This is a genomic window from Cupriavidus sp. FW305-26 (genome assembly GCF_058787975.1).
The window spans coordinates 186,362-212,775 of the sequence record NZ_JBYTAH010000003.1 but is presented as its reverse complement, the minus strand read 5'-3'; the positions used below and the strand labels follow the sequence as shown (position 1 = coordinate 212,775).

General features: G+C 61.0%; 23 protein-coding genes and 1 pseudogene. 14 read left to right on the top strand and 10 right to left on the bottom strand.

Going from position 1 to position 26,414, the window contains the following annotated elements:
• Positions 1-61: 61 nt before the first annotated feature.
• From AC3WQZ_RS04010 to AC3WQZ_RS04000, 3 genes are read left to right on the top strand one after another with little or no spacing between them, the layout of a single operon-like run.
• Positions 62-1,453, top strand: a complete 1,392-nt coding sequence (locus tag AC3WQZ_RS04010) for a GntP family permease (RefSeq protein ID WP_058697615.1) — start codon at positions 62-64, stop codon at positions 1,451-1,453.
• Positions 1,454-1,507: 54 nt separating this feature from the next.
• Complete coding sequence (locus AC3WQZ_RS04005) at positions 1,508-2,323, top strand: enoyl-CoA hydratase/isomerase family protein (protein ID WP_058697614.1); 816 nt, start codon at positions 1,508-1,510, stop codon at positions 2,321-2,323.
• A 10-nt stretch (positions 2,324-2,333) separates the two neighbouring features.
• Positions 2,334-3,218, top strand: a complete 885-nt coding sequence (locus tag AC3WQZ_RS04000; protein WP_058697613.1) for an NAD(P)-dependent oxidoreductase — start codon at positions 2,334-2,336, stop codon at positions 3,216-3,218.
• Between the two features lie 328 nt (positions 3,219-3,546).
• Here the strand turns inward: AC3WQZ_RS04000 and AC3WQZ_RS03995 are convergent, their stop codons facing one another.
• Positions 3,547-4,041 (bottom strand): LysR substrate-binding domain-containing protein, encoded by a 495-nt coding sequence (locus AC3WQZ_RS03995; protein ID WP_233528047.1) that lies wholly within the window; start codon positions 4,039-4,041, stop codon positions 3,547-3,549.
• A gap of 214 nt (positions 4,042-4,255) precedes the next feature.
• Between AC3WQZ_RS03995 and AC3WQZ_RS03990 the strand changes: the two genes are divergently transcribed.
• The 4 genes from AC3WQZ_RS03990 to AC3WQZ_RS03975 all read left to right on the top strand — a co-directional run bounded on the left by AC3WQZ_RS03990 (position 4,256) and on the right by AC3WQZ_RS03975 (position 7,773).
• The gene (locus AC3WQZ_RS03990; protein WP_058697681.1) at positions 4,256-5,455 is read left to right on the top strand and encodes an MFS transporter; all 1,200 of its coding nucleotides are present in this window, start codon (positions 4,256-4,258) and stop codon (positions 5,453-5,455) included.
• A gap of 27 nt (positions 5,456-5,482) precedes the next feature.
• Positions 5,483-5,626, top strand: a complete 144-nt coding sequence (locus AC3WQZ_RS03985) for a hypothetical protein (RefSeq protein WP_176844242.1) — start codon at positions 5,483-5,485, stop codon at positions 5,624-5,626.
• Between the two features lie 493 nt (positions 5,627-6,119).
• Positions 6,120-6,251, top strand: coding sequence for an Lrp/AsnC ligand binding domain-containing protein (locus tag AC3WQZ_RS03980; protein WP_327077274.1), 132 nt, complete (start codon positions 6,120-6,122; stop codon positions 6,249-6,251).
• Between the two features lie 370 nt (positions 6,252-6,621).
• Entirely contained in the window at positions 6,622-7,773 is a 1,152-nt protein-coding gene (locus AC3WQZ_RS03975; RefSeq protein ID WP_058697611.1) for an NADH:flavin oxidoreductase/NADH oxidase, read from the top strand.
• A gap of 149 nt (positions 7,774-7,922) precedes the next feature.
• Here AC3WQZ_RS03975 and yghU read toward each other — a convergent pair whose 3' ends face one another.
• From yghU to AC3WQZ_RS03950, 5 genes are all read right to left on the bottom strand, one after another.
• Positions 7,923-8,786, bottom strand: coding sequence for a glutathione-dependent disulfide-bond oxidoreductase (yghU, locus tag AC3WQZ_RS03970; protein ID WP_058697610.1), 864 nt, complete (start codon positions 8,784-8,786; stop codon positions 7,923-7,925).
• Positions 8,787-8,834: 48 nt separating this feature from the next.
• Positions 8,835-9,491: a glutathione transferase gene (gene yfcF / locus AC3WQZ_RS03965; RefSeq protein WP_058697609.1), complete on the bottom strand. Its 657-nt coding sequence runs from the start codon at positions 9,489-9,491 to the stop codon at positions 8,835-8,837.
• Between the two features lie 40 nt (positions 9,492-9,531).
• Positions 9,532-10,632: a Gfo/Idh/MocA family protein gene (locus AC3WQZ_RS03960; RefSeq protein ID WP_058697608.1), complete on the bottom strand. Its 1,101-nt coding sequence runs from the start codon at positions 10,630-10,632 to the stop codon at positions 9,532-9,534.
• A 239-nt stretch (positions 10,633-10,871) separates the two neighbouring features.
• Complete coding sequence (locus AC3WQZ_RS03955; RefSeq protein WP_058697607.1) at positions 10,872-12,092, bottom strand: MFS transporter; 1,221 nt, start codon at positions 12,090-12,092, stop codon at positions 10,872-10,874.
• Positions 12,093-12,429: 337 nt separating this feature from the next.
• Entirely contained in the window at positions 12,430-13,443 is a 1,014-nt protein-coding gene (locus AC3WQZ_RS03950) for a transcriptional regulator GcvA (protein ID WP_233528046.1), read from the bottom strand.
• Between the two features lie 290 nt (positions 13,444-13,733).
• On the opposite strand from AC3WQZ_RS03950, the gene AC3WQZ_RS03945 reads away from it, so the two are divergent.
• The gene (locus AC3WQZ_RS03945) at positions 13,734-15,413 is read left to right on the top strand and encodes a sigma-54 interaction domain-containing protein (protein WP_058697606.1); all 1,680 of its coding nucleotides are present in this window, start codon (positions 13,734-13,736) and stop codon (positions 15,411-15,413) included.
• A gap of 195 nt (positions 15,414-15,608) precedes the next feature.
• Here AC3WQZ_RS03945 and AC3WQZ_RS03940 read toward each other — a convergent pair whose 3' ends face one another.
• On the bottom strand, positions 15,609-16,262 hold the full coding sequence (locus AC3WQZ_RS03940) for a DsbA family protein (RefSeq protein WP_058697605.1): 654 nt from the start codon (positions 16,260-16,262) through the stop codon (positions 15,609-15,611).
• Positions 16,263-16,277: 15 nt separating this feature from the next.
• Positions 16,278-16,946 carry a DsbA family oxidoreductase gene (locus AC3WQZ_RS03935; RefSeq protein WP_058697604.1) on the bottom strand — a complete coding sequence of 223 codons (669 nt, stop codon included), beginning with the start codon at positions 16,944-16,946 and terminating at the stop codon, positions 16,278-16,280.
• 240 nt (positions 16,947-17,186) lie between these two features.
• On the opposite strand from AC3WQZ_RS03935, the gene AC3WQZ_RS03930 reads away from it, so the two are divergent.
• The 6 genes and pseudogenes from AC3WQZ_RS03930 to lpdA all read left to right on the top strand — a co-directional run bounded on the left by AC3WQZ_RS03930 (position 17,187) and on the right by lpdA (position 23,152).
• Positions 17,187-18,389: an FAD binding domain-containing protein gene (locus AC3WQZ_RS03930; protein ID WP_081050232.1), complete on the top strand. Its 1,203-nt coding sequence runs from the start codon at positions 17,187-17,189 to the stop codon at positions 18,387-18,389.
• Between the two features lie 240 nt (positions 18,390-18,629).
• Positions 18,630-19,742, top strand: coding sequence for an alkene reductase (locus tag AC3WQZ_RS03925; RefSeq protein WP_058697603.1), 1,113 nt, complete (start codon positions 18,630-18,632; stop codon positions 19,740-19,742).
• A gap of 304 nt (positions 19,743-20,046) precedes the next feature.
• Positions 20,047-20,415, top strand: coding sequence for a DUF2917 domain-containing protein (locus AC3WQZ_RS03920; protein WP_058697602.1), 369 nt, complete (start codon positions 20,047-20,049; stop codon positions 20,413-20,415).
• 162 nt (positions 20,416-20,577) lie between these two features.
• Positions 20,578-21,246, top strand: a complete 669-nt coding sequence (locus AC3WQZ_RS03915) for a gamma-glutamylcyclotransferase (RefSeq protein ID WP_058697679.1) — start codon at positions 20,578-20,580, stop codon at positions 21,244-21,246.
• Positions 21,247-21,355: 109 nt separating this feature from the next.
• Positions 21,356-21,568, top strand: a pseudogene (locus AC3WQZ_RS03910) (biotin/lipoyl-containing protein); the annotation flags it as partial.
• Between the two features lie 168 nt (positions 21,569-21,736).
• Complete coding sequence (lpdA, locus tag AC3WQZ_RS03905) at positions 21,737-23,152, top strand: dihydrolipoyl dehydrogenase (protein WP_058697678.1); 1,416 nt, start codon at positions 21,737-21,739, stop codon at positions 23,150-23,152.
• 70 nt (positions 23,153-23,222) lie between these two features.
• On the opposite strand, the gene AC3WQZ_RS03900 is transcribed toward lpdA, so the two are convergent.
• Both AC3WQZ_RS03900 and AC3WQZ_RS03895 read right to left on the bottom strand, forming a co-directional pair.
• The gene (locus AC3WQZ_RS03900; protein ID WP_058697601.1) at positions 23,223-24,968 is read right to left on the bottom strand and encodes a glutamine--tRNA ligase/YqeY domain fusion protein; all 1,746 of its coding nucleotides are present in this window, start codon (positions 24,966-24,968) and stop codon (positions 23,223-23,225) included.
• Between the two features lie 174 nt (positions 24,969-25,142).
• Complete coding sequence (locus AC3WQZ_RS03895) at positions 25,143-26,333, bottom strand: FAD binding domain-containing protein (protein ID WP_058697677.1); 1,191 nt, start codon at positions 26,331-26,333, stop codon at positions 25,143-25,145.
• Between the last annotated feature and the right edge of the window lie 81 nt (positions 26,334-26,414).

The window sequence follows — 26,414 nt, the reverse complement described above, 5'->3', positions numbered from 1 at the left end:
CCAGCGTAGCGACCGCCGCACTCGTTGCTCGAGGATCCCAAAATAAGTGTTGGAGACACCCATGTCCGTCGTTGTCGCGCTCGCCGCCCTGGCGTGCCTGATGGTGGCCGCCTATCGCGGCTACAGCGTCATCCTGTTCGCCCCGCTGGCCGCGCTGGGCGCTGTGCTGCTGACCGATCCGTCAGCGATCGCGCCGGTCTTCTCCGGCGTCTTCATGGAGAAGATGGTCGGCTTTGTGAAGTTGTACTTTCCCGTGTTCATGCTCGGCGCCGTGTTCGGCAAGGTGATCGAACTGGCAGGCTTTTCCGAATCGATCGTCGCCACCGCGATCCGGTATATCGGCTCTGCGCGCGCCAACCTGGTCATTGTGGCCGTCTGCGCACTGCTGACCTACGGTGGCGTGTCGGTGTTCGTGGTGGTGTTCGCGGTCTATCCGTTTGCCGCCGAGCTCTACCGTCAGGGCAATATCCCGAAGCGATTGATGCCGGGCGCCATCGCGCTGGGCGCATTCTCGTTCACGATGGATTCGCTGCCGGGCACGCCGCAGATCCAGAACATTATCCCGACCACCTTCTTCAAGACCACTTCGTGGGCCGCGCCGATGCTCGGCATTCTGGGGTCCCTGTTCCTTGTCCTGGTCGGCCTGTTCTATCTGGAATCCCGCCGGCGCGCCGCAGCCAAGCGCGGCGAGGGCTACGGCACTAACCTCCTCAATGAGCCGCAACGAGTGGAAAGAAGCAAGCTGCCTTCGCCGCTGCTGGCCATCCTGCCGCTGATTGTGGTCGGCGTGTCGAACTTCTGGCTCACGCGCCTGATTCCGCTCTGGTACGGCCACGCCCACAGCGTGTCGTTGCCGGGCTTGTCGAAGCCGGTCGAAACCAAGGTCGCAAGCGTGACCGCGATCTGGGCCGTGGAAGGTGCGCTGGTCCTGGGCATCGTCGTGGTGCTCGTGACGGCCTTCGGCGCGGTGCGCCGGCACTTTGCGGAAGGCACCAGGGCAGCCGTCTCGGGCGCGCTATTGGCGTCGATGAATACCGCGTCAGAGTACGGATTCGGTGGCGTGATTGCCGCGCTGCCAGGCTTCCTCGTGGTCAGCGACGCGCTGCGCGGCATTCCGGACCCGCTTGTGAACGCGGCCATTTCCGTCAGCACGCTGGCCGGCATCACCGGCTCGGCATCGGGCGGCATGAGCATCGCGCTGGCCGCAATGTCCGAAGCGTTCATTCAGGGTGCGCACGCCGCGCAGATTCCGCTGGAGGTACTGCATCGCGTGGTCTCGATGGCCAGCGGTGGCATGGACACGCTGCCCCACAACGGCGCGGTCATCACGCTGCTGGCCGTCACCGGCCTCACGCACCGCGAATCGTATCGCGACATCTTCGCCATTACCTTGATCAAGACGCTTGCCGTGTTCTTCGTGATCGGGGTGTTCTACACAACCGGACTGCTCTGACGCGCCGGGCCCGCTTCCGGCTTCTCGCTGTTTATTCAAAGGATGAAAGCTGCCATGAATCATCGCACCTTGTATCAGGACTACCAGAACATTGCATTCGACCGTCCCGCCACGGGCGTACTTCGCCTGACCCTCAACAAGCCCGAGCGCATGAATGCACTGGATTCGCGTGGACATGCCGAGCTGGCCGAAGTCTGGAAGGGGATCGACAGCGACCCGGAGGTCAGCGCGGTCGTCCTGTGCGGCGCAGGCCGGGCCTTCTCCGCCGGTGGCGACTTCGAGATGATTCGCGAGATGACGGAGGACTTCGACGTCCGGACCCGTGTCTGGCGTGAAGCCCGGGACCTGGTCTACAACATCATCAACTGCTCGAAGCCGATCGTCTCGGCCATTCACGGTCCTGCGGTCGGCGCGGGACTGGTGGCCGCCCTGCTCGCGGACATCTCGATCGCGGCCAGATCCGCACGCATCGTCGACGGCCATACCCGGCTGGGTGTCGCGGCGGGAGACCACGCAGCCATCGTGTGGCCCCTGCTCTGCGGCATGGCAAAAGCGAAATACCACCTGTTGCTCTGCGAGCCGCTCAATGGCGAAGAGGCGGAATCGATCGGGCTGGTTTCGCTGTGCGTCGACGAGGCCGCGCTTCAGGACAAGGCGGTGGAAGTGGCCACACGGCTCGCATCGGGGGCTCCGTCGGCGATTCGCTGGAGCAAGTATGCGTTGAACAACTGGCTGCGTCAGGCCGGCCCGATTTTCGACACCTCGCTGGCACTGGAATTTATCGGCTTTGGCGGTCCCGAGGCACGCGAAGGGCTGGCCTCCCTGCAGGAAAAGCGCGCGCCGGCATTCTCGCAGCGCTCTTCGGTCTGAAGGAGATGAAATGATGGAAATGAAGAGGGTGGCCTTTGTCGGCGCTGGAAGCATGGGCGCGCCCATGGCTCGCTGTGCGCGGCGCGCAGGATTCGATCTCATCGTCTGCGATCGGAATCAGGCCGTGCTCGACGCCTTTTCGGGCGAGGGAGCGCGCGTGACAACCTCGGTGGCGGAATGTGCCTCTGCAGATGCGATCATCGTCCTGCTAGCCAACGACGCTCAGATCCTGGAAGCGATGCTCGGGCCGGGCGGACTTGCAGACGCCTTTCCGGCGGGACACCAGCCAGTCGTTTGCATGATGAGCACGACCTTGCCCGATACGCTCCAGACCATCAGCGCCGGCTTGCGTGCTTCCGGGGCACGCCTCATCGATGCGCCCGTCAGCGGTGGGATCGTGGGCGCAGAACAAGCCACGCTCACGGTCATGATGGGGGGCGATCCAGAAGATGTGGCTGCTGTGATGCCGTTGATGAGATCGATGGGAAAAAACATCTTCCACTGCGGGGCCCTTGGCTCTGGCGAGGTTGTGAAAATCATCAACAACATGCTTTGTATCGCAAACATGTTCCTGACGGCTGAAGCCATCGACCTGGCGGAACGCTATGGCGTCAGCTTTGAGAGCCTCGCCCCCATTCTGAATGTCAGTACCGGACGCAATTTTCTTACCGAAGATGCCGGGATTGGCCGAAGCCAGTACGCCGCATGGGCCCGATCCGAAGCCGCATTCACTTCACTTCACAATGTCGTCAGCAAGGACCTGCACCTGGCAAAGAAGCTGGCGGATACGACCGGTATCGATTTGCGGTTACTGGATCGGGTCTCCCAGTATCTCGACAGCACCGATAGCCAGGCAATGCAACGATGGATGCGCCATGGTCACGTAGTTGCTTGAACCACGCTCATCTGAGGTGATGAAGACGCGGCTTGCGCCGTTCGAGGCATTGCCACTTCGCGGATTCGATCACGCGCTTTGCGCGTGGTCTAGGGTTGGCGCGCAGCGCCGACCGGAGCAGCGCAGAGCAGGAGATCGACGCAATGAACGGTCTGCACCAGCAACTTGAGACAGCAAATGAGCCGTACTGGCCCGCCATGTATTTTCATGATCGTGAAACTATGTCAGTTTGGGTGATGGTCACCTAAGGCAGGAGGGCCGTACCGACTGGCACGCACCTCTGCTAGCCGCATACAGGATGTAGGCTTGTACCGGGCGACATGGAGCGTTAGGTCTTCCGGCTGAACAGGCCAAGAATGAAATCGCGCGCATGAACGATGCGTGGATTGCGCATCGAGGCCTTGTTCCATACCAGATAGAGGTTGTTGGTCGGCGCGTCCTTGGCTCGGGTGACGGAAACCAGTCGTCCCGACGCCAGCGCCTCGGTGCACTGATAGTCGGGCAACACGCTCCACCCCTGTCCCTTGACGACCAGGTCCTGGATGATGCGCAAATCGGGGATGGTCAGCGCGGCCTGCAATGTCGGCGCAAATTGGAACATGGCCGCCCAGATCGGCCGGATCAATGGCAAATCCTCGTCATAGGCAATGAGCGGGAGCGCCGGAACGTCCGAAGATGGTCGAGGTGGCTCATGGCGTCGACTTATCGCCGCTGGCAACACGCTCGCGACGAAGATCAGGTAGTGTGACCGCGGCCTGTATGAAGCAGCGTCCACTTGCCTACCGTCGCACGCCAGCCGGGCTCCCGACAGTATCTCACCCATAAGAATATTTATCCAAGTCCTTAAAATTGATTCCTCCGTACTCGGAGCAGAGGTCAAGAAACGCTGCTCGGATGACAGCATCAGCTCGCCCAGCAGCAATAAGAATAATTATCCATAGACAAAAAAATAATAATTTTATCTATTTATGCAAGCGCTCTACGATTCGTATCAGTTGCGGCGTCAAGCCGCCCTCAAGGACAGTCGAGAGAGATCCATGCCATTTGTTGTTTACATCTTCACGCTCAGTGCGTTTGCACTGGGCCTCGCGGAGTTCGTTCCCATCGGCCTGACCGACGTCATGGCACACAGCCTGAACGTCGATATTGAGCAAGCCGGAAGCGCTGTGACGACGTACGCGCTGGGCGCGACCTTTGCCGCGCCAGTCCTGACGGCTTTGACGGCCGGATGGACGCGCAAGTGCACCATGCTGATGACCGTCTTAGTCTTCACCGTCGGCAGCCTGGCCGCGGCCGTCGCTACCAATCTGTCCACCTTGCTGATCGCGCGTTTCGTCGCTGGAATGGGGCACGGCCTGTTCCTAGCGGTTGCCTCCAGCACGGCAGCTCGTCTTGTGGGAGCGAAGAAGGCCAGCAGCGCTGTGGCCGTCGTATTCGGTGGCTTCACGATCGCCATGGCAATCGGCGTCCCGGTCAGCACTTACCTGGGCGGCACGATCTCCTGGCGCCCGGTGCTCGGCGCGATCGGGGCATTCGGTGCATTGGGCTTCCTGGGCTTACTGCTGGGCATGAAGGAGCCTCCGCAAACGCAGGGGCATGAAGGTTCGGACTCCGTCGGCCAGGCGTTGAAGGCGATCGTCGACCCCGTTCTGCTCTTCGCCGCCCTCGTGACGGTCCTGGGCTATGCCGGCTCGTTTACCGCCTACACCTACATCGCACCGCTGCTTACGAAGGTCACGCACGTCAGCAGCCAAACGGTCGGCATCTTTATGCTGGTCTATGGCGTGCTTGCCGCGATTGGCAACGTGATCGGGGGCAAGCTTACCGACCGACTCGGGGTAAACCGGGCAAGCGTAGCCTTGATCGCCGGCATTACCACCATCGCACTGGGCATGTGGGCGCTTGCCTCGTCATCCCCCGCAATGGGCATTCTTGTCGCGCTGCTGGGCATGTTCACCTTCGCTGCAGTGCCGGCCCTGCAAGCCCGTCTGGTCGGCGTCGCCGAGCAGCATGCTCCCCACGCCCATGGCGTGGCCGCCGGCCTGAACATCGCCGGCTTCAACTCTGGTATCGCGCTCGGTTCCCTGGTCGGCGGCATGACCCTCGGCACCCTGGGCGTTTCCTACACCGGCATCGCGGGCGCCGTGATCTCCACCCTCGGTTTGATGGTACTGCTTGTGCAACTGGCTCGCAGCGGGGGCGTTGACTACCGCGCGGTGGCCGGGACGGGTCACTAAGGCGCCGACACCAATCGAGCAGCATGGATGCTCAATAACGGCTATGACTTAGCCCTGGCCGAACAGGCCATCGCAGGCGGCAAGGCCGACCTGGACGCCTTCGGCCGGTCCGTATCAACAACCCCGATCTTGTCGAACGCCTGCACCATGGAACGCTGCTGGCCCGGGTGAACACCGACTGGTTGGATGGCGGCGCACAGGGCTACACTGACTACCCGACGCTGGAGAATCAAAGCTCCTGAGTACGGCTACCGAGTCGAGCTTAGGAGACTGGTCTGTCGTGCGAGGGTTTAAGGTGCGCCGGGCCAGGAACTCTACGCCGTCGATGTGCTCGGCCAGGCTCGCGCAGTCGCGGAAGGCCTGGTGCATCTGCGCGCCCCAAGCGCCGTGGTGGCAAGATCCTCATTGAGGCCGAGCTGAATCACCACGTCGTGGGCGGCGAGCTGCTTGGACGCCTTCCAGAGCTCCTGGTCGTATGCACCTAATGGGACCCGCGATAACCGGACACCAGCCAGGCGGTACAGAGGCCACGCACACTGTCGAGCTCACGCTGTATTATCGGCAGGCGAACCAGTGCCTGAATGCCTGTCAGGAATGTTCGCTGCTCGGCTGCTGCCAAACCCCATGCACCAGTAGCCTCGCTTGAGTAACCACGCGGGCCGCCGTGGTGGTGCCCGATATGGGCGCGTACCAGCACTTCCTGAGCAGGACACTGACCCGCATCCGGGGCGTTGAGCACATACGGTCCAGCTTTGCACTCAAGACCGTGCAGAACCGTACGTCCCCGATACTCTAGCGCGGGCCGGCGGCCAGCGGATGCTGGCACATCGCGGATCAGCCGAAGCCGCCCTATGGACACTACGGCTATTTTCAGCAGCGCCGCGCATCAGACTCTGCGCAATCTGCTCTACCACGGGCTGTCTCTGCGAACGACACACTGTAGTTTCTGCCGACACATGTGTCTTTCAGACGATTACCGGCTCTTCCTTCATCCGTAGCGGAACGCAAGCGTTGGTATCTGGCATGACGCTTGCTCAAGTAGCTCGCGCGGCCAAACTGGCTGACCCCATCTGACCTTTCAAAACCCGAACTTTTTCAAACCCACCTCTACGATGAAACCTCGCTTGATTCGAGGTCATATCTTGGTGTGGGCGTGTCTATCCTGAATGGAGAATCCTCCTTTGTCACCAGCCCTTTTCACCCCCCTTCGCGTGCGGAATCTTGATCTCCCGAATCGCATCGTCATTTCCCCGATGTGCCAGTACTCGGCTACCGATGGTTGCATGAGTGACTGGCACCTGATCCATCTCGGACAGCTATCCCTCTCCGGGGCCGCGCTCTTGACAATCGAAGCAACTGCTGTGGTGCCGGAGGGCCGCATTAGTTACGGCGACGTCGGTCTCTACAATGACGCAACAGAATCCTCCATGGCCAGGACCCTCGAAGGCGTGCGACGCTGGTCAGATATGCCCATTGCCATCCAACTGGCCCACGCTGGCCGCAAGGCTTCGACAGACATCCCGTGGCTTGGACGCAGTCAGATTCAGCCGGATCATGAAAACGGCTGGCAAACTGAGGCCCCATCTGCCATTCCGTTGGATTCCTCCTATCTGCCACCAACCGCTCTCGACAAGGACGGCCTAAAGCGGGTGCGAGATGCATTCGCCGCCGCGGCCAGACGCGCCGCCCGGCTCGGCATCGATGCCGTCCAGATTCACGCTGCGCATGGCTATCTCCTACACACGTTCCTGTCGCCACTTTCGAATCAGCGCACAGACGAATATGGGGGATCTCTGGAGAACCGCGCCCGCTTTCCGCTGGAAGTCCTCGACGCGGTTCGGGATGCCTTTCCTTCCGACCGCGCCGTTTCGGTCCGCATCTCGGCGACCGACTGGGTTGAAGGGGGCTTCACGCTCGATGAGGCTGTCGCCTTTTCGCAGATGCTCGAAGCCCGCGGGGCGGATGCCATTAACGTGTCGACTGGCGGCCTGCATCCCGCTCAGAAAATTGTGCTCGCGCCGGGCTACCAGGTGCCGCATGCACGCGCCGTCAAGGCCGCGGTGAAGATTCCGGTGGTCGCCGTCGGCCTAATCTCCGAACCCACCCATGCAGATGCGATTGTCGCCGCCGGCGACGCCGACCTGATCGGCCTGGCCCGGACGGTGATCTACGATCCGCGATGGCCGTGGCATGCCGCCGCCGCGCTTGGTGGAACGGCTACCGCTGTCCCCCAGTATCTGCGCTGTGTCCCGCAACTGCATCGCAACGCATTTCGGGCGCAGCACCAACATTCCTTTCTGAATGAGCAGGTGAGCTGAGGCATCGCAACCGGCGGAGCATCCTGTCCGTTCGGGATGCCCCGCCGGCCGCTCCTCAAGATCAGCAGGAACATCAGCAACCCCGCCAGCAGGAGCGACGAGTGACCACAGTACTTCTCACACGCTTCCTGGCATGAACCCGGACGATCTCAGCGCACCGCCCCCAGCTTGTCCTGTGTTCGGGTCTCAAAATCGCTGGCGTCATGGCGCTCATGCAACTGGCCGGCAGCCTCTCCGCTCAAGCGGTTGACCATGCGGCCCCGCTTTACCGCCGGCCGTTCCAGAATGGAATCAGCCCAGCGCCGCACGTGCCGGTAGTCTTGCACCGACAAGAACTCGGCGCCGTCGTAGAGCCAGCCATTCACCAGTCCCCCATACCACGGAAATGTCGCGATGTCGGCAATCGTGTATTGGCCGCCTGCCAGGTATTCGGTTTGCGCCAGCCGCTGGTCGAGCACATCGAGCAAGCGCTTGGCCTCCATGGCAAAGCGGTCGATTGCATACTCGATCTTGGTCGGGGCATAGGCATAGAAGTGTCCGAATCCGCCACCGACATAAGGGGCGCTTCCCATTTGCCAAAACAGCCACGACAGACATTCGGCGCGCGCGGCGGCGTCGGTCGGGAGGAACTCGCCGAACTTTTCGGCCAGATAAAGCAGGATTGCCCCGGACTCAAAGATTCGCAAGGGCTCAGCGCCGGAACGATCGACCAGTGCCGGGATCTTCGAGTTTGGATTGACCGCGACAAAACCGGTGCCGAACTGCTCGCCCTGGCCGATCCGGATCGGCCAGGCATCATACTCCGCGGCGGCGTGACCCAGCACCAGCAACTCCTCCAGCAGGATCGTTACCTTCTGGCCGTTCGGGGTAGCAAGCGAGTACAACTGCAGCGGATGACGGCCGACCGGCAACGCCTGTTCGCGGGTAGCGCCGGCAATCGGCCGATTCAAACTGACACCGCTCCTGTTCCAGGTCCAGACTTTGGGCGGCATGTAATCGGGAGGATTGTTCATTTCGTCACTCCGGGTGGCAACGGGTCTGTCGATGTCACACCGGCAGATTCACTCATGCCTGTACACAGGCAGCGGGTCGGGAGCCGGCCGTTTCAAATTGATCCAGCGTTGCACGGACGGTCGTTGCCACTGGTGCCCAGCGTAGTCGACCAGTCGTTGCGGAACAGGATCGCCACTCAGGATCAGGCGATTGAGCATGATGGCCAGCTCCAGGTCGGCCACACTCCATTCACCGAACAGTTGTGGCGCGCCGGCAGGGACCAGCCTGTCAGCGATGGCGAACAGCTTGTTCGCAGCCTCTTCTGCTTCGCTATCCAAGGGCTCTGCCCAAGTCTTGCAGAAGAGCCTGTCCGACGTACGGGCACGCCTGAGCGGCATCAGGTCCGTACGCAGCCACGACTGGACCTGCCGCGCCCGCGCCCGCTGCTGCGGATCTCGGGGATATAGCGCTGTCCCCGCGAACACCTCGTCGATGTACTCCGTAATGGCGGAAGACTCGGACAACGCGAATTCACCATGGACCAGAGTAGGCACCTTGCTTGTCAGTGACGCGGCTGCATAGGCGGGCGTATGCTGCGCTTTCCTGCCGAGGTCGATGGTGCATAGGTCAAATGGCAACCCCTTCTCGTGCAGGGCAACAAACACCGGCATTGCAAATGGGCTGACGAAGTTAGCATCTACGTAGAGCTGCAATCTGGCAGACATATGCAGATCCCTCCTCTCGGCTTGGCGAGCTTGGCTGAATTCAGGACAGCATGATGGAGACGCCGCCAGCGTTGGCGGATTCCAGCAGCGCATCCAGGACGCGCTGCGTTTTCTGCGCCACCTCTGGCCAGAACGGATCGCGTTTACCCGACAGGACGAGTTCGGCGAACGTCCGGTACAGGTTCGACTCCTGCGCGGTCGTGTGGTTGTTGCTGTACTCCGGCAGCGAGATCGTACGCTCGTGTTTCTCCAGGTTGAAGAAGCATCCGTTCCCGCCGAAGCTGTCGTTGCCTACCGTAAACGAGATCTCATTTCCGTAGTGCGGCAATACAAAGTCCTTCAGGTGCAAGTAGCCATTCAATCCGCTGATGTAGGCCCACTGCTGGCGGCTGGTGTTGAAAGCGTTGTAGAGCGTCGCCGAAACCCCATTGCCAAAGAACAGTTCACCCGAGAATTCGACAGGCGTCACACCTGAGCCGTCGGGTCGTTGCACGCCTTGCAGGATGCGGCCACGCACTTCAACAGGCAGGTCGTAGTTCAGGGCGAAGAGGATAAGCCGAATGTTGTACCAACCCACATCACCAAGGCAGCCGGCTGGTTCCGTCAGGCAGTTGCGCTGAATCCATCCGTCATCTCCAATGAAGCTGAAATGCGTGGCAATACGGCGAATCTCGCCAACACTGATGCCGTCATCAAGCACTGAGCGCATCGCCTGCAAGCGCGTCGAGTGCTGGAACATGACGCCGTCCATTACCTGCACGCCGGAGGCGTTGGCCGCATCGATGATCCGCTGCAGGTCGGCCGCCGTGATACCGCAAGGCTTCTCGATCACGATATGCTTGCCTGCCTGCGCCGCTTTGACCGCCCATTCGGTCCGGACGGCGGTCGGAAGCGGAATATAGAGGGCGTCGATGTCCTGACGCGCGATCAGCGCCTCGTACCCTTCGACTGCTTCCACGGCGTAAGGCGTGGGCACCGACGCCTGACATTCATCGATGAACCGTTGTGCGCTCTCAGCCGAGCGGCTACCGACCGCGACAATACGGCTGTTACCGGCATTAATGATTGCATGCCAGTTCTTCTTTGCGATGCTCGCAGAGCCTAGGATGCCCCAGTGGCAAGTTCCTTCAGCGGTGGTCATTACCCGCGTTCTCCTGATGACTAGGGATGTACAGATGATAGCCATGCCGTCTGCGCCGGCAAAATGAACTTTCTTTGTCGTCTTGTGAGTAAAACTTGACCATCGATGATTGCGTGGAAGACTGGGCCATGTGCGTTCGGTACAATGGAAACGCGTACTGCCTGACAGGCCTGCACGAACGATAATGCTCGCGAAGTCGTCAAACTGCGCGAGCGTGGGCAATCAGTGAGTTCGTCGTTCTAGCGGCTGTGACACTGAACATTGGAAACCAGACGCTGCGCGGCGAAAGTGAGCGTACCAGCGATGGCAGCCATGAGGATCGATAGTCCAATCAGAGACGCGTCAAGCCCCAGCCGGTCTGCTGCAACCCCAAGACCAAGCACGGGAACAATGCCGCCGAGATAGGCAATAGTGAAGAAGGATGAAATCATTCCTGCCCGGCGCACAGACGTCGTCATGGCATTGACGACCAGCAGAGCGGACATGAAGGTAAGGCCCTGACCGAATCCACCGAGTACATCGCTTGCGATGAACAACAACCCGGAGGAAAACTTCACTGATGCTGCCAGCATCGCCAGGGCGGCGGTCACGAGAAGGGAACCCACCACAAGCCCTCTTTTAGGATCGATCCCAGTGAACGTAACTTGAGCAGCCGCTGATGCCGCAAAGAGCATGGCGACCCCAATGCCGCCAACGGCCGGCCCGTCCCATGGAAGAAAGGTATCAAAGAATGAAGGCGCCAGTGATGCAAAGAGACTGAAAAGGGTGTAGCCAATAAACGCGATGACCGCCACCGTGGCAAATTGCTTGACCTGATGCATGTCGGGCAAATGAAAGCGTAGACGCGGAAAGAAGCCGGCGATTGTTGAAGGTTGCCCGTGTCTCTGGCTGCCCAATGCCACAAGAGCCAGCAACAGCGCACCGCCCAGCACGCCGTAAGGCAGGTGCAGCGGGAATGGCAAGTCTTGCGCGATAAAACCACCAACCAGTGGTCCTAGGCCTAGGCCGACAATGGTCATCAATGACCCGATCGATGAAGCTTGCCTCAGTCGGTTTGGCGGCGAAGCCGCTACCAGTCCGGCCGTCGCTGACGTGGAAGCAATGCCTGCGGCGACTCCGATTGTGAAACGCCCGATCGAAAGAATCAGAAGATCCGGAGCGACTCCGGAAAGGACGAGTCCGGCAAGTGCGAGTGTCGCTGCCACCCGCAACGTCCGGATATGGCCAAGATGGTCGCTGAGATGACCGAGAAACAGCAATGCCAACAGCGTGCCGACCATGTAAGCGGTATAGGCAATCGTCACGCCGCCCGGCCCGATATGAAACACTTCTTCATATATGGGATATAACGGGCTGGCGACGGTTGCACCGGCCATGATGGCGCTCAGCGTGTAGGCCATGACAAGGAACTGCGTGTTGGCCCAGCGACCGCTGGTTCCTGAGTGTGTTTGCGTGTCCATTCCGAATTTCCCTGGTATCTGATCTGGTGACCAAGGATAGTCCGGCGACTCTGCGCGGTGAATGACGGTGGCGTGCAACGCTGCGTTGCATCAAAGGCAAGGCGTGATGCTCTGGCCGCCCGGCGCCGCGTAGTGCTTTGGCAGCATTCGGGACCAGCTCCGGCCCCTGGCGTCGGCCTGCGCTCCAGTAATGCTGCCAGTTTGCGCAATGCCTGCGATAACTGTGCGCGGTCCTGGGCGCCGCCCAGCGAAATGCGGATTGCATTCGGCGGATTGGAGCCTTCCCAGAATCCATCGGAAGGCGTTACCCTCAGGTCCTCCGCCAGCGCCGCCTGTGTCAGCTGATGCGTTGATCAGTATCCTGGCTCGGGGCTTCGCGGCTATGCTCCTTCTTTGCTTGTCGCATCACCTCACCGGCTTTCCCCGCTTTCCCCACAGCGTGCGGGCTTCGCGCGTACATCGCCTGAAATTGCCGAGTTTCCTCATGTAGCCACTTACGCAGCGCCTGGACCCTGAATGTCTCCAGCAAGGGTTGGGGGCAGATGAACCAATAGGCCCACGGGCTAGCCGCATCGATGTCGAACAAGCGGACGAGGCGTCCATTGACGACGTCCTGCATGGCCAACGAGCGCCGCACCAGCGCAACGCCCTGACCATCCATCGACGCCTGTATCAGGTGCGACGCATCCTGATACAGCACGCCGCGTCGCGGTTCTGTCCATCCTTCCAGGCCCGCGGCCAGGAACCAGGCCCTCCACATCTCGTAGTCGTGGCGTAGTAAGGTCACGCCAGCCAGGTCTTCAGGCGTCTTTGGCAAGTTCCCGCCATTGAACGTTGGGGCACAGGCCGGGAAAAAGACCTCGTCGAGCAGCGGCTCGACGAATAGCTCCGGATAATTGCCGTCCCCGAAACGCAGCACGACATCGACGTCATCACGGTTGAAATCGGTGAGCGTATGCGTGGACTGCAGTTCGACGTCGAGTTCGGGGTACTGCTCGATGAAGCGTCCAATGCGGGGCGTCAACCAGCGCGCGGCAAACGATGGGAGCAAGCTGATCACAAGACGCTTTTCGCGATCACCCGAGCGCATCGACTCGGTTGCCGACGCGATATCGAACAGAGAAGACCGGATTTGTTCCGCATAGCGCCGCCCGCGATCGGTCAACGTTATTCGCCTGCCATCCCGCTTGAACAGCGCGATGCCAAGGTCGGCTTCCAGTGAACGGATCTGATGACTGACGGCACTGTGGGTGACGAACAGTTCTTCCGCAGCCCGCGAGAAGCTCTCCAGGCGGGCTGCGGCCTCGAATACCTTCAGAGAGCTCAGATTTGGTAGTTGTCGCAAGTCCATGACGGGTCCTGGATGCACATGGTCAGTCTGCACGCCCAACATCAATGATCAGATTCTACCCAGCATCTACGGCCACACATTGGTGATCGATCGATTACATATGGTCAGAATGCGGAGTGAGGCTCCCATCGCAGGGTAGTAATTACCCTAACACTCTGGCACCGATGTTAATTTTCGCACGATAATTAATAGGCCGCACCGCTCAAAGCAGCGGGCGGCCGGCAACGCCCGGCAATGGCAATTGACGCAGTGGAGTCCATGACGGCGACTCGTGACCATGGTGAGAGACAATGAAGCGTGAAGCAGAAGGCATCCTCGTTCTCGATGCGGACGGGACCATGAAGTTCGCCAGCGGACTCGGGCACGACGCCTTGATCGCGGGTCACCTCGTCCGCCTTTGGCAGGACCGCATGCGGACTCCTCTCAAGCGCGTGTCTGCCATGACCGATTTGGAACACCCCATGACAATCGCCGCCATTCCATCACGGGACGCGGTGTGCTTCCTGATCTTTGCCTTACAGGAAGCCAACGAGCTGAGCGAATTCCTGGCGACTGTCGACTCGGCGGAAGACATTCTTCGCCACTTCATCACCGATCCCTACAAGGCCATGGTGGTGGTGGACACCGCGGGCAAGATCACGTACATGAGCCCGGTCCATGAACGGTTCTTTGGCCTCAAGCGCGGCGAGGCTCTGGGTCGGCATGTCACCACCGTGATCGAGAATACGAAGCTGCAAGAGGTCGCGGTGACTGGCAAAGGTCAGGTTGGCCAGCTACAGGAAATGAACGGCATCAAGCGCGTGGTGTCGCGCCTGCCGGTCCTGGATCGCAATCAGCGTGTCGTTGCCGCGATAGGACAGGTGATGTTCAAAGGGCCGGAAGCGATGCAGGCAGTGACGACCGAGTTGGCGCAAGTTCGTCAGGAACTGGATTTCTACCGCCGAGAGCTTTCCGGCATCGGAAATCGTACCTACGGGCTGGATCAGATTGTCGGGAGCAGCGACGCGGTGCGCCGGCTCAAGGAAGACATTCTGCGCGTGGCACCGCTGGACGTACCCGTCCTGCTAGCGGGGGAAAGTGGCTCGGGCAAGGAGTTGGTTGCCCATGCCATCCATATGCTGAGCCCGCGCAGCGACAAGCCACTGGTGCTAGTAAACTCCGCGGCGATGCCGCCGAACCTGGTGGAAAGTGAGCTGTTCGGGTACGAGCCCGGCGCCTTTACGGGCGCAGATCGCAAAGGGCGCAAAGGCAAGTTCGAAGCCGCCGATACCGGTACGCTGTTCCTGGATGAGATCGGCGACATGCCGGTCGACATGCAGGTCAAGCTGCTTCGGGTGCTGCAGGATGGGCAGTTCGAGCGTATCGGCGGGGAGCGGGCGCGGCATTCCGACTTCCGGCTGATTTCCGCGAGTAACCGCGATTTCAGTGCCATGATCGCCAAGTCAAGCTTCCGCCTGGATCTGTTCTATCGCATCAGCGCAGTGACATTGCGCCTGCCCGCTCTGCGTGATCGGCTGGAGGATATCCCCGAGTTGGCCGACAAGTTCCTGGAGGCGTTTGGCACCCGCCATGGTGCGCCAAAGAAGGCGATTTCCGACTCCGCAATCCGCTTCCTGCAATCTTGCGCATGGCCGGGCAACGTCCGGCAATTGCAGCATGCTATCGAACGGGCTGCGATCTTCTGCGACGGCCCGATTCTTTCCATCGCAGATTTCGGCAATCTGGAAAGCGCCGATTCGGTGCTGGCAATGGGCTCCGTGAGTAGCCTGCCACGGAACGGCGAGAACGCCAACCCGGACATGCGCAAAGCAATGGAGCGCGTCGAGTCCGAGATGATCCTGGAGGCGATGCGCCGTACTGGTGGCAACAAAAAGCGCGTTGCGGAAGAGCTTGGCATCTCGCGTTCGTATCTCTACAAGCGACTCAGGCTTATGGAGGATGCATTGACCAGCGAGCTCGCGACAAGATAGGGACAATCCGCTCTTTGTCGCTCGACAAGCCGTTTGTACAACGCCTTGGCCGATAAATGCCCCCAACCACTGTCTGTCGGGCTGACTACTAGTTGGCCCGAGGGGCAGCGACCTGCATGCGGCAAAGGAATTGCCTTGCAAAGTCGCCGCCCAAGGAGAGGCTGCTCAGACTTGCGGAGCGCGCCTTCCTTGGCGCTAGGTTTTCGAAGGCGTCAGCATGTCTGCAAGCGCTTTGCGGAACTGCTCTGGCTTCCCGAAATACCGGCCCAGGTGAAGCCTCGATACTTTCCCGTCCTGCTCAATTGCCAGGGTCGGGTAGCCGCGCCCATCCAACGCATCAAGAAAGCCTTGCGTATTCTTGAAGTGTTCATCAAGGCCGAGCGTAGCCGCTTCGTAGGCGCTGGTAAATGCCTTCGCATCCAGCCCGAGTTCGACGGCAATGCGCACCAGTTCCTCTGGGTCGGAAATATGCTTGCCTTCCACGTAATAGGCTGTCTGGAGCCGCTTTAGCATCTTCAGTCCCGCGCCGGCCAGCGACTCCGCAGCGAGCATCGCTGCTGTCGGCGGCCCGGAATCGAGCTTGACGTCATAGTCAAACTGGGTGCCTTGCTGATATGCTTCGCCAAACTTCAGCCCGCTCAGCGCAGTGATGCGCTCCTCGTGGGGACGGACGAAGTCGCGCCACTCAGGCGACATCATCTGCGCCTGGGGTCCAGCCAGCATGCCCCCGCTATGCGGGACCACCTTCAGGCCGGGCATCTCGTCCGCAACGCTCACGAGAGGTGCGAGCCCGTAGCACCATCCGCAATAGGGATCATAGACATAGTGAAGGGTTGCTTGCTTGTCCATTTCAGTTCTCCAGGTTCAAAGCGTCTCGAGTGCAGCAGATGTTTTGGCAGAAGCGGCTTGCAGGGCCTGCTCCATCACTGCCGGCGGTTGCGCACCACCGATCATTGCATCGCCGATCCGAATCGTCGGCACTGAGCGGACCCCACTCAGGCTCGCGCGCATCTCCTCGGCAATGACTTCAGCCTCCCCTTCCCCGCTCACCAGGTAATCGCGCACGGCCTTTTCGTCAAAGCCGACGGATGCTGCCAGCGGCGCCAGCACATCGATTAACCCGATGTTTTCGCCACGAGAGAAATACGCGGCGAAGATCGCCTCGAACAAGCCCTCGACCATAGTCGCACTGCCGGTGCGCTGAGCAAACGCCATCAGGCGGTGCGCGAGCCGGGTGTTGGGAGTGATCGCCACTGCGTCGTAGTTGAATGCCAACCCCACCCTCTTGCCTACAAGGGCGACCTCCGCATCCATGCTTTGGGAGCGCGACCAGCTGCCAAACTTCGCGGTCCGGTACGCCTTGCGGTCGACGCCGGCCTTGGGCATATCCGGATTGAGCTCGTAGGGTGAATAGGAAATCCTGGGCGCGACCTCGCTGTTCACGCGTTGCGTCGCGAGCTTGAGGTTCTGATGGCCGATCCAGCACCACGGGCAAATGAAGTCATAGGTGACCTGGATTTCAACGGGTTTCATGACCACTCCATGCGATTGATGATGGAGCTAGGTTAGGCTGTGCCGGCAATGAACAGAATGGCATGGCCGTGCAAACCTGCATTGCTCGTGCCACAACGCTGCGTGCAAGGCGGTTCTCCAACTGTCGTGGAGAATGTGTCCTTGCCTTCCCCGCAACACAGCCTTGCATTGCCACCCCATTCTGGATTCGGGCAGGCGCTTCTACGATTCACGCCATCCAATCGCAAATCGGAGCAACACATGGACGCGAATCGATCCTCGAATGCCCAGCCGCTGGCGCCCGCCGAGGGCAGGCCAACCATATCTGCGGGGAATCCGCGCAAGGCCCTGATCGCCGGCGGTTCGCTGGGCGGGCTGTTCATGGCGACCGCGCTGCGCGCCGTCGGGTGGGACGTGGAAGTCTTCGAGCGCTCTCCCTCAAACCTCATCAGCCGTGGGGGCGGCATCGTTCTACAGCCGGAAGTGCTGCGCGCCTTTTCATTTGCAGGCATTGTTCCCGACGGGGCCTTAGGCGTGCGATCCCACGACAGGCTCTACCTCGACGAAAGCGGAGACGTGATTCAGCGGCAACATTCCCCGCAGACTCAGACTTCCTGGAATACGCTCTATTCCACACTGCTCAAGAACTTCCCCAAGGAGCACTATCATCGGGGCGCCCAGCTCACCGGCGTCGAGCAGGACGAACATGGCGTATACGCCACCTTCTCCGATGGGCGCCGGGAAACCGGCGACTTGCTGATTGGCGCGGATGGGGCGAACTCTGTTGTGCGCAAGCTCATGCTCCCCGATGTGTCGCCGACCTATGCGGGCTATGTTGTATGGCGCGGATTGATCGAAGAAAATCGACTGCCTGAAGCCGCAAAGCCACTGCTTTACGAGAACTTCGTGTTCCAGCACGACCCAGGCTCCATGATGCTGCAGTACATGGTGCCCGGCGTCGACGGTTCGACCGCCCCGGGTCACCGTCGTTACAACTGGCTTTGGTACCTGAAGGCCGAGCCAGGCGCAGAGCTCGGCGGCGTGCTGACCGATCGCGAGGGGAACCGGCGCAGTCATTCTGTTCCGCCCGGGTCGCTTGCGGCCGACCAGGAGGAGTGGATTCGACAGATGGGCGCCAGTCACGCCAATCCGGCATTCCAGGCCCTGATCGAAAGCACCCAGGATATCTTCGTCCAGGAGATTCAGGACCTGCAGGTGCCGCGCATGCGGTTCGGTCGAGTCTTGCTGACGGGCGATGCGGCGTTCATCCCGCGTCCCCACACCGCAGGCAGCACGGCAAAGGCCGCCGCCGACGCCGTCTCCCTGGCGAAGGCGTTGGACGGTGTCACCAACCTCGGGCGCGCACTGCGGACCTGGGAGCAGGACCGTCTAGAGCAAGGCATGCAGATGACTGAATGGGGAATCGGCATGGGCAACCGCATCATGAGCATCGCGCGACACTGAATCCACATGCTTCGACAGACGGAGATGCCCCACAGGGCGTGGCCGTCTGTCGTGGCTGTCCTCCTTGGCCACACACAGCTTCCGGATTGCTGCCCACGCAACGCAATCTTGCGTCGCACTCCGATTCTCTTCAAACAGGTTGGCGCCTAACCTTTAGGAAATCTCGAACGAGATTCAAGCGCAAGCAGAGCACGAACAGTCTCCCGCTGATCGATCCATTCCGACTACAGGAAAACCACCATGACCAAGCATCTCTTCAATCCGATTCGTCTCGGCAACCACACCCTGGCCCACCGTGTCGCCATGGCACCGCTGACCCGTTCGCGTGCCGGCCAGCCGGGCAACCTCCCGACCGCGATGAACGTCGAGTATTACCGCCAGCGCGCCGGCGCGGCGCTTATCGTCACCGAGGCAACCCAGATTTCCCAGCAAGGCCAGGGCTACGCCTGGACACCGGGAATTCACACCGAGGAGCAGGTCGAGGCCTGGCAGGCCGTCAGCAAAGCGGTTCACAACGAGGGCGGCACGATCTTCCTGCAACTCTGGCATGTTGGACGCGTGTCGCACCCGGTCTTCCAGCCGAATGGGGCGCTGCCTGTCGCGCCCAGTGCCCTGCCGGTTCCTGGCAAGACATTCATCATCGACGAGCATGGCAACGGCGTCTGGGGCGATGTTCCTGTTCCTCAGGAACTGACTGACAGCGGAATTCGCGACATCGTCGAGGACTACCGGAAGGCAGCCCTCAACGCCATCGCTGCGGGGATGGACGGGGTCGAGATTCATGCCGGCAACGGGTATCTGCTCGACCAGTTCATCAACTCCAACAGCAACAAGCGCACCGACGCCTACGGCGGCACGATCGAGAATCGAGCCCGTTTGCTTCTGGAGGTGGTTGACGCCATCAGCGCGGAAATTGGCTCGTCACGCGTTTCGGTACGGCTAACGCCCATGGGCCGCTTCATGGGCATGGGCGACGATACGCCCGAGGCTACCTTCGGCTTTATCGTCCGGCAGCTCAACAGCCGCAAGCTGGCCTACCTGCACCTGGTCGAGCCTGCGATGGTCGGGACCGTCAAGGACGAGAACTTCGATCCCCGCTGGGACGCGATCATCCGGCTCCTGCGTGCGGAATACAGCGGCGTGCTGATGCTCGCCGGCGGCTACGACAGTGAGAGCGCGGAACGCGCACTGGCCAGCGGCCGCGCCGACATCATTGCCTTTGGCCGCCCGTTTATTGCCAATCCGGATCTGCCGGTACGCCTGAAGGAGAACCTCGCCTTGAACACGCCCGATGCCAGTTCCTTCTTTGGCGGCGGTGCCAACGGCTACATCGACTATCCGACAGCGGCATGAGCTGGACAAGCAGATACGGGGATTGATTGAGTGGACGTCGGCCTGTACGCGGAAGGGCGCCACGTTTTGGCACTGCCACAGGCCCATTCTCTCCTCGTTCCCCAATCGCACGAGCACTTTTTTATGTGAGGAAAATTATCAACAACTGGAAACATATTTCGTTTTGCCAGCGGCCGAGCGATCTCTAGAATTCGCTTGACCGGCGCACCAACTTTTCTGCTTTTCCGCCCCTTGATTGTCTAGTCAGAATGGACGCAGCACAGCTCCGGCAACAACGCCACAGGGGGCGGACAGGAGATCCATCATGCAAGCTTTTCTCACAAAGACAGAGTTCGCCCTGAGGCCTGGCGAAGTTACCACGCTGTCGATACATGCGGCACAGCGCCTCCACGTGGACGAGGCCGCAGGTACCGACCTGTGGATGACACGCGAAGGTGATCCAGAGGACTACTGGCTCGATAGTGGCGAAGACCTGCTGCTGCGGCGCGGGGACCAGATAACCCTTAGCGTAGACCCGCGCGCCGGCGACGCCGTCCGGCTGGAACTAATCAGTGAAGCGGACCGTCAGGCAGCGACCCTGGCCGATTTTCCGCACCTGCTGCACCGCTTTGGACGCAAACTGGTGCGAGGGACGGCATGGACTCCGGGCAAGGACCAAGTCGGGGCAGCCTGAGATCGAATGCGGGCAGTGTCCTTATGAAAGACACTGCCCCCGGGTGTCCGCATCTCCAAGCAAGGGCACGGCGAAAGTCCCAAGTTCCAACTGGCCATACTGGCTGCTCTCCGCGGCAGAAGTTGCCAGCCGGCTGCCATGACTCTCCGTGAAATGCACCCCATGGGCAATCTGACCCGAAAAGATCTTGTCGACGGCAGTATCCGCAGCAGACTTGCCATGCCTGCTGACCTGTCGTGGACCGACGCTGCTCTCGAGCAATCGCTTAATGCAACGCTCAATGCGCGCCTCGCTGGTTCGATTTGGGTCTTCGCCTATGGTTCGTTAATCTGGAACCCATTGATCGCCTTCGACGAGCACCGGACTGCCACACTCGAAGGATGGCGCCGCAGCTTCTGCATTCGCTCCATATCTGCGCGTGGTACGCCGGAGCAGCCGGGGCGCGTGCTTGGCTTGGAACCTGGCGGGAATACGCAAGGGGTTGCGTACCGGCTGCCCGACGATCAGGCGCTGAACGAATTGCGCCTCCTGTGGGCAAGGGAGATGTGCAGCGGAGTGTATCGGCCGATCTGGAACCCGCTGGTGCTCGAAAATGGCGAGAAGGTGCAGGCCATTGTCTTTGCCGCGAACACCGAACAGGCGCTTTATGAAGCCGATGCATCGGTACCTACCGTTGCACGGCTTGCGGCGAAGGCAGCCGGTGTATTCGGATCTAATGCGGACTACATACTGGGACTCGACACAGCCCTGGCGGACCGCGGCATTTCGGACCAGTACGTCTCACAGATAGCGCAGAGCATGAGGAGATTTCAGCGGACATTGACGGCCTAGAGCGGGCATCGCGGCTGAGATCACTCCTCCGAGACAAGTCGCTACCCGTCAAGGGTAAGCTCGCCTAAACTGAAAAACCCTCGCCACGCAAAAAACAAGGGAAGAGCACATGGCCGCGATCGAAGTGAAAGTGCCCCAACTCTCTGAATCGGTTTCGGAGGCAACACTGATTCAGTGGAAAAAGAAGGCCGGCGAGGCCGTCCAGCGTGACGAGATTCTGGTGGAACTGGAAACGGACAAGGTGACACTCGAAGTGCCCTGTCCGGCCAACGGTGTGCTGGCCAAAATATTCCAGCCCGATGGCGCCACGGTACATGCCGACGAAGTGATCGCGCTGGTTGATACGGAAGGCAAGGCAACCGTGGCTGCCCCTGCTGCCTCCGCACCTGTAGCGACGCCCACGTCAACGCCGGCTCCCACATCAGTCGCTGCGCAGGTCAACACGACTGCTGGAGGCGGCGCACCCGCTTCAGCCAACGCTGATTTTGACGTGATCGTGATCGGTTCCGGCCCAGGCGGCTATATCGCGGCGATCCGCGCAGCACAGCTGGGAAAGACCGTGGCCTGCATCGAGGAATGGAGAGACGGCGCGGGCAAGCCCCGGCTCGGGGGCACCTGCCTGAACGTCGGCTGCATCCCGAGCAAGGCGCTGCTCGCGTCCTCGGAACACTTTGAACATGCGCTGCACGGGCTCGCCGAGCACGGCGTAAAGGTCAAGGAAGTGGCGCTGGACCTTGCGCAAATGATCAAGCGAAAGGCTGCCATTGTTGACAAGTTCACGGGCGGTGTCGAATTCCTGTTCCGCAAGAACAAGGTGACCTGGATCAAGGGCCATGGCAAGTTCAAGAGTCGCGGCACCGACGGCGTGATCGCCGTGGAAGCGATCGAAGGCAACGACACCAAGACAGTCACGGCACGTAACGTCATCATTGCGACAGGCTCCAAGGCGCGTCATCTGCCTGACGTTCCCGTCGATAACAAGATCGTGTCGGATAACGAGGGCGCGCTGTCGTTCGACACAGTCCCCAGGAAGCTCGCGGTGATCGGTGCGGGCGTTATCGGGCTTGAGCTTGGTTCGGTGTGGCGGCGACTCGGCGCCGAGGTGACCCTGCTCGAAGCGCTGCCAACTTTCCTTGGGGCGCTCGACGAGTCCGTGGCGAAGGAGGCGGCCAAGCTATTCAAGAAGCAGGGACTGACGATCCATCTTGGGGTCAGTATTGGCAAGATCGACGCGAGCGCCAAAGGGGTCAGCATTGCCTACACGGACAAGGACGGCGCCGACCAGAAACTTGATGCGGATCGCCTGATCGTGTCGATCGGCCGGGTCCCCAATACCGACAATCTCGGACTGGACACCGTGGGCCTGTCCTCCGACCCGCGCGGCTTCGTTCCAGTTGACGATCAGTGCCGCACGTCCGTGCCGGGGATCTACGCAATTGGCGATGTAGTACGCGGCCCGATGCTGGCCCACAAGGCCGAAGACGAAGGCGTCATGGTTGCGGAAATCATTGATGGGCAGAAGCCGCACATCGACTACAACTGCATTCCGTGGGTAATCTATACGGAGCCGGAAATCGCCTGGGTGGGCAAGTCCGAGGCCCAGTTGAGTGCCGAAGGACGGGAGGTCCGAACGGGCCAGTTCCCGATGATGGCTAATGGCCGCGCACTCGGCATCGGCCGCCCGGACGGTTTCATCAAGATGATTGCGGACGCAAAGACCGACGAGCTGCTGGGCGTCCATATCATTTCGGCCAATGCCTCGGACCTGATCGCCGAAGCCGTGGCTGCGCTCGAGTTCAAGGCAGCGTCGGAAGACATCGGCATGATCAGTCACCCGCATCCCTCGCTATCCGAAGTCATGCGCGAAGCAGCGCTTGCGGTGCAGAAACGGGCGCTGAATATGTAGCGCTGCGCTCAACAGGGCGCTCGGGGCGGAGACCCCCCCTCGAGCGAAGCCGTAGTGGTCTCCTCGGCGCTTACCTGCCCCAGCTGTCCTTCAGCCCGACGATGCGGTTGAAGACCGGCTTGCCCGGCTGCGAATCGACGCGATCGGCGACGAAGTAGCCGTGGCGCTCGAACTGGAAGCGGTCTTCCGGCTTTGCCTCGCGCAGGCTCGGTTCCAGGTAGGCCGTGATGACCTTCTTGGAGTCCGGGTTCAGGGCCTCGAGGAAGTTCTTGCCGCCGGCATCCGGGTTCGGGTCATTGAACAGGCGGTCGTACAGGCGCACTTCGCACTCGTAGGCCGCGGCGGCGCTGACCCAGTGGATCACGCCCTTGACCTTGACGCTGTCGGCGCCCGGCGTGCCGCTCTTGGTGTCGGGCAGGTAGTTGGCATGCACGGCCACGACGTTGCCGTCGGCGTCCTTGTCTACGCCGGTGCACTCGATCACGTAGCCGTACTTCAGGCGCACCTTGTTGCCCGGGAACAGCCGGAAATAGCCCTTCGGCGGGGCCTGGTTGAAGTCCTCGCGCTCGATCCACAGCTCGCGCGAGAGCGGGAACACGCGCTTGCCCAGTTCCGGCTTCTTCGGATGGACCGGTGCCGAGCACTCCTCGGCCTGGCCTTCGGGGTAGTTGTCCAGGATCAGCTTGAGCGGCTCAAGCACAGCCACGCCGCGGGCGGCGCGGGCATCCAGGTCATCCCGCACGGCGCCTTCGAGCGTGCTCATGTCGATCCAGCTGTCAGCCTTGGCCACCCCCAAGCGATCGCAGAAAAGCTGGATGGCGTCCGGTGTGTAGCCGCGCCGGCGCATGCCCACGATGGTCGGCATGCGCGGATCATCCCAGCCGCCCACGCGTTGCTCGTCCACCAGCTGCTTGAGCTTGCGCTTGCTGGTGATGGCATAGGTCAGGTTCAGGCGGGCGAATTCATACTGGTGCGGCAGCGGATCGTGGAATATGCCGGCGTTCCGCAGGTGTTCCAACACCCAGTCATAGAGCGGGCGGTTGTTCTCGAACTCGAGCGTGCACAGCGAATGGGTGATGTTCTCCAGCGCATCGGAAATGCATTGCGTCATGTCGTACATCGGGTAGATGCACCACCTGTCGCCAGTCCGGTAGTGGCGCGCGTGGCGGATGCGGTACAGCACCGGATCGCGCATCACGACGTTCGGCGCCGCCATATCGATCTTCGCGCGCAGCACATGCTCGCCATCCTGGTACTTGCCGGCGCGCATATCACGGAAGAGTTGCAGATTCTCTTCGACGCTGCGGTCGCGATACGGCGACGGCTTGCCCGGCTCGGAGAAGTTGCCACGGTTGGCGGCAATCTGCTCGGCGCTCTGGCTGTCCACGTAGGCGACACCGCGCTCGATCAGCGTCTCAGCAAAAGCATAGAGCTGATCGAAGTAGTCACTGGCGTAATACAAGTACGGCGAGCCGCCGGGCTGTCCGTTGTCCCAGGAAAAGCCGAGCCAGCGTACGGCATCGATAATCGCGTCGACGTATTCGAGGTCTTCCTTGACCGGGTTGGTATCGTCAAAGCGCAGATGGCAGCGGCCGCCGTAGTCGCGCGCCAGGCCGAAATTCAGGACGATGCTCTTGGCGTGACCGATGTGGAGATATCCATTGGGCTCGGGCGGGAAGCGGGTGATGACCGTCGGCAGCAGATCGCCTTGCACGTCCCCGCGACCGGCGTACGTGCCAGCGGCGAGATCCTGATCGATGATGCTGCGCAGAAAGTTGGAGGCGACTGGCGTGTCGCTGGATTTGGCTTGGCTCATGGTGGTGCCGCAACGGGTGCGGCTTCGAATGCTCGGGGCGGACTATCTGAGTCTAGCTTGAGAGACCGCCTGGCGCAGGAGGCCTCTCTTCCCTTGTTGGCCAAGACCACCGACTGGTCCGCATGCCTTGGTCCAATAGACGCTTGGAACCAACGGGCCTAGTCTGACGTGAATTCAACCACTTACCGCGGCGCGTCGATGAAAAAGCAGATAGTTTCCAGCCTCTACGCCTTGTCGGCGAAGCACCTTGCCAATCGCGATCTGCTCGGGTTCCCAACGCGCCAACGCTGCCGGCACATCATCCGGCGAGCCTTGCAACGCATCGGCCAGGGCCAGCGCATTCGCTGCGGCCTTGGAGGTGCTGGCCGCCGTGTGGGGGCGGGGGATCGACGCGGCGTCGCCCAATATGACAACCCTGCCCGACACCATGTGCTCGGACACCAGATCGCGGATAGCCTGGGCAAAGGGCTGGGCTGTCGCTTCAACGATGTCGCGGAAAGGCGGTGGCAGTAGCGCTCTGGCATCGCGCTGGATATGAGCCAGCCAACGTTCATCTAGCATTCCCTCGGGAATGGAGTAGCCCCGACGGTGACCTTCTCGGTCAGTCATGATCTCGCCTAGCAGGCGATTGTCAGCAACGCGGTACCAGACCCAGTTGTAGAGCCTGTGTCCCGGACGCACATCATTGTTCTCGCCCGGCACTAGATAGCCCAGGATATGCGAACCCGTATTGTTGGCAAAGCCGAAATCGCCAAGCAGCATTTCCCGCGCAGTCGACGGCATCTCGTCCTCAGGAACAAGTCCGCGCCAGGCGAGATACCCGGCGTAGGTTGGCACGCGGTCCGGCCAGAACTGTTGGCGTACCGCCGAATTGCCGCCGTCGGCGCCAATTAGCAGGTCACCGGTTTCGCTAGAGCCATCAGCGAAATATGCCGTGACAGTGCCGGCTTGCTGATCCTGCTCGATCCGCGACAGGGTCTTCGCCCGATGGTAATTTGCATCGCCGAAGGCCGCTTTCAGAGTTGTATAGATCAGCGACCAGGACGTCTGAGTCTGGGGAGCGTATTGCTTGGACTGGATCGAGCCGTCCGGGTGAAAGACCGTGCGATGTGCGGAACGCACGCCAAGGTCGACGGTACTCAGGTCAACGCCGGTACGGCGGAAGACCTCGACCACATCCGGTTGCAGGACAATGCCGCCGCCGCGGCTGTCGAGATCATGGGCGGAACGCTCATATATGTCGACGTTCCAGCCTATGCGGCGAAGCAGATTGCCCACGAAAAGGCCGCCGAGCGAACCACCGATAATCAGAGCCCGGCGCGCCGGGTGGGCAGGGCGGGGAGTGGGTGTGAGCTGGGTGTCCATGAGCATCTCCATGTGATGGCTATACTTTGGAGCCGCCACACAGACATGACAATCCAGCTGATCTGGGTAATTGCTTTGCGT